Source organism: Streptomyces sp. FH025, from assembly GCF_017427025.1.
Lineage (GTDB): Bacteria > Actinomycetota > Actinomycetes > Streptomycetales > Streptomycetaceae > Kitasatospora.
Map to the genome: position 1 here is coordinate 1 of NZ_JAFLNG010000848.1, position 2,894 is coordinate 2,894.

General features: G+C 73.7%; 3 protein-coding genes. 1 reads left to right on the forward strand and 2 read right to left on the reverse strand.

What is annotated here, in order from left to right; all coding sequences use genetic code 11:
- The first annotated feature begins 14 nt into the window (after positions 1 to 14).
- Complete coding sequence (locus tag J0670_RS34715; protein ID WP_307806824.1) at positions 15 to 1,499, forward strand: MFS transporter; 1,485 nt, start codon at positions 15 to 17, stop codon at positions 1,497 to 1,499.
- An 86-nt stretch (positions 1,500 to 1,585) separates the two neighbouring features.
- Here J0670_RS34715 and J0670_RS34720 read toward each other — a convergent pair whose 3' ends face one another.
- On the reverse strand, positions 1,586 to 2,383 hold the full coding sequence (locus tag J0670_RS34720; RefSeq protein WP_207816419.1) for an alpha/beta fold hydrolase: 798 nt from the start codon (positions 2,381 to 2,383) through the stop codon (positions 1,586 to 1,588).
- Positions 2,384 to 2,461: 78 nt separating this feature from the next.
- Positions 2,462 to 2,824 (reverse strand): MerR family transcriptional regulator, encoded by a 363-nt coding sequence (locus tag J0670_RS34725; protein ID WP_207816420.1) that lies wholly within the window; start codon positions 2,822 to 2,824, stop codon positions 2,462 to 2,464.
- Between the last annotated feature and the right edge of the window lie 70 nt (positions 2,825 to 2,894).

A 2,894-nucleotide genomic window follows, 5' to 3' on the forward strand; every position in this document is an offset into this window, starting at 1 on the left:
GGATCGTAGGACCCGTGACCAAACCACTCGCCGTCGCCCCCGCTCCGATCCGAACCGCCGCTCCAGTCGCTCCAGTCGCCCCAGCCGCTCCCCGCACCTCCGCCCTCGGCGCCGCGGGGCCCTCCCTCGGCACCGCCGGGCTGGTCACCGTACTGCTCGGGGCCTTCCTGCCGATGCTCGACTTCTTCATCGTCAACGTCGCCCTGCCCACCATCGACGAGGACCTGGCCGCCGGACCGGCCGTCCTGGAACTCGTCGCCGCCGGCTACGGCATCGCCTTCGCCGTCCTGCTCGTCCTCGGCGGGCGGCTCGGCGACATCTTCGGCCGCCGCCGGCTCTTCGTCGCCGGGGCCACCGCCTTCGCCCTCACCTCGCTGGCCTGCGGCCTCGCCCCCGGCGCGTGGTCCCTGGTCGCCGCCCGGGCCGCCCAGGGCGCCTCGGCCGCGCTGCTGATCCCGCAGGTGCTCGGCACCATCACCGCAGCCACCGAAGGCGCCCGGCGCGGCCGCGCGCTCAGCGTCTACGGCGCGGTCGGCGGGATCTCCGTGGTGATCGGCCAGGTGCTCGGCGGGATGCTGGTCGCCGCCGACCTGTTCGGCACCGGCTGGCGCTCGGTCTTCCTGCTGAACGTCCCGTTCGCCCTGCTCGCCGTGGTGCTGGCCGTCCGGTACGTCCCGGAGAGCAAGGCCACCCAGGCCGCCCGGGTGGACGTGCCGGGCACCGTCCTGCTCACCGCCACGATGCTGGCGCTGCTCATCCCGCTGATGGAGGGCCGCGCGGCCGGCTGGCCGCTCTGGTCCTGGGCGCTGCTGGCGCTGTTCCCCGTGCTGGCCGTCGCCTTCGCCGTGGTCGAGCGGCGCGCCGAGCGGCGCGGGGACACCCCGCTGGTACCGCCCACCCTGCTGCGGATCCCCGAGATGCGGCGCGGCCTCGGCATCGCGCTCCCCTACTTCGCGGGCTTCGGCGGCTTCATGTTCGTCATCGCCGTCGCCCTCCAGCAGGGCCTGCGGCTCGGTGTGGTCGCGGCCGGCTGGGCGCTCGTCCCGATGGCCGTCGGCTACTTCACCGCCTCGCTGTCCGGCCCGCGGCTGATCGGCCGCTGGGGCAGCCGGGTGCTCAGCGCCGGCGCCGTCGTCCAGGCCACCGGACTCGCCACCATCGCGCTGACCGTCCTCGCCGACTCGGCCCACTTCTCCGCGCTGCGGATGGCCCCCGGCGTCGCCCTCGCGGGCATCGGGCAGGGCCTGATCGGCACCCCGCTGTTCCGGGTCGTCCTCTCCAAGGTGCCCGCCGCCCGGGCCGGTGTCGGCAGCGGCGTCCTCGCCACCGGGCAGCAGGCCAGCCTGGCCCTCGGTGTCGCCACCCTCGGCACCCTGTACCTGTCGGTCTCCCCCAGCCTCGGCATGGGCCGCGCGCTCGCGCTGTGCCTGGGCATCCAGCTGGTGGGCTCCTTCACCATCCTGTACCTGACGACCCGGCTCCCCCGCTCCATCGGCTGAGCCCCGGCCCCACGGGGCGTCACGGCGAACGGCCTCGCGATCGGTTCCGTCCGATCGCGAGGCCTCCGCCTTTGCCTCAATGTGCGCTACGGGCGCCGGAGTTCGTCGAGCCAGGCACCGAACGGGCCGCGGACCGCCTCGGCGTGCTCCACCTGCGGGTTGTGGCCGGCGCCGTCGAGCACCGTCGCCGCCATCCGGGGGTAGTGGTCGAGCAGGGCGAGCTGGTCGTGCCAGCCCACCAGGGCGTCCTGCCGGGTGGTGACCAGCAGGTGGCGGCCGCGGTGCTCCGGCGCCTGCCGCTCGGGCCAGTGCGGCAGCATGAAGTCGGCCTCCAGTTCGGCGGCGGCCGCCCGGTCGTGGACCCGCCAGCCCGGCAGGACGTACTGCTCGAAGAGCTCCCAGTTCCGCTTGTCCAGACGGGCCGTGGTGTACTCGAACAGCTCGCGCTCGGCGGCCGGGAGGCGGTCGAACAGCTCCCGGTCGCGTTCCAGCACGGTCTGCGCGGGCAGGGTCCGGTCCTCGCCCCAGCCCACCACCGGCACCAGCAGCGCCGAGCCCAGCACCTGCTCCCCGTAGCGTGCGGTCACCGCCCGGGCCAGCTGCCCGCCGAAGGACTGGCCGACCACGGCGAAGGGCCGGCCGCCCAGCTCGGCGTCGATCCACGCGAAGACGGCCTCGGCCAGGGCCGCCGCCGAGGTCGGGCCGGAAAGACGCGGGCTGGCACCGTGGCCGGGGAGGTCGAGGTAGAGACGCCGCCAGCCGGGGCGGTCGGCGAAGGCGGGTTCGAGCGGGAGCAGGACGCGGTGGTCGACGGTGTAGCCGTGGATCAGGACGAGCGGGGTGCCGTCGCCGAATGCGGTGTGCCGGATGGCGGAATCGGTCATGGCAGCAGCGTCCACCCTGACACCGGTGACAAGGTCAAGCCGCCGGTTCGAACACCCGCTCCGCCGGGACCCGCCCGCTCAGGAGAGGCCCTTGACCACGCCCAGGTACTCCCGGATGGCGTCCCGGTTGCGGGTCAGGCACTCGATCCGGCGGGTCATCCGCTCCGTCTCGGACTCCAGGGTGGCGAGCATCTCCGGTGTGGCGTCGGCGAAGTGGATCGTCCGCGGGGTGTCCAGGCAGGGCAGGATCTGCTTGATGATCCGGGTGGGCAGGCCCGACTCCAGCAGGCCGCGGATCTGGAGCACCCGGCTCACCAGGTAGTCGTCGTAGTCGCGGTAGCCGTTGGCCTCCCGGCGCGGGCTGATCAGCCCCTGCTTCTCGTAGTAGCGCAACAGGCGCGGAGTGCTCTCCGTCAGCCGGGCGAGTTCGCCGATCCTCATGTGACCATCCTCACGTCCGAAACGGAGCCGATCCGGCTGGACCTTGACACGAGTGTCAAGGATAGACGAT

Excerpts from the sequence above, each read along its gene's own strand:
- J0670_RS34720 (WP_207816419.1), bottom strand. The coding sequence starts at position 2,383 with ATGACCGATTCCGCCATCCGGCACACCGCATTCGGCGACGGCACCCCG.
- J0670_RS34725 (WP_207816420.1), bottom strand. The coding sequence starts at position 2,824 with ATGAGGATCGGCGAACTCGCCCGGCTGACGGAGAGCACTCCGCGCCTG.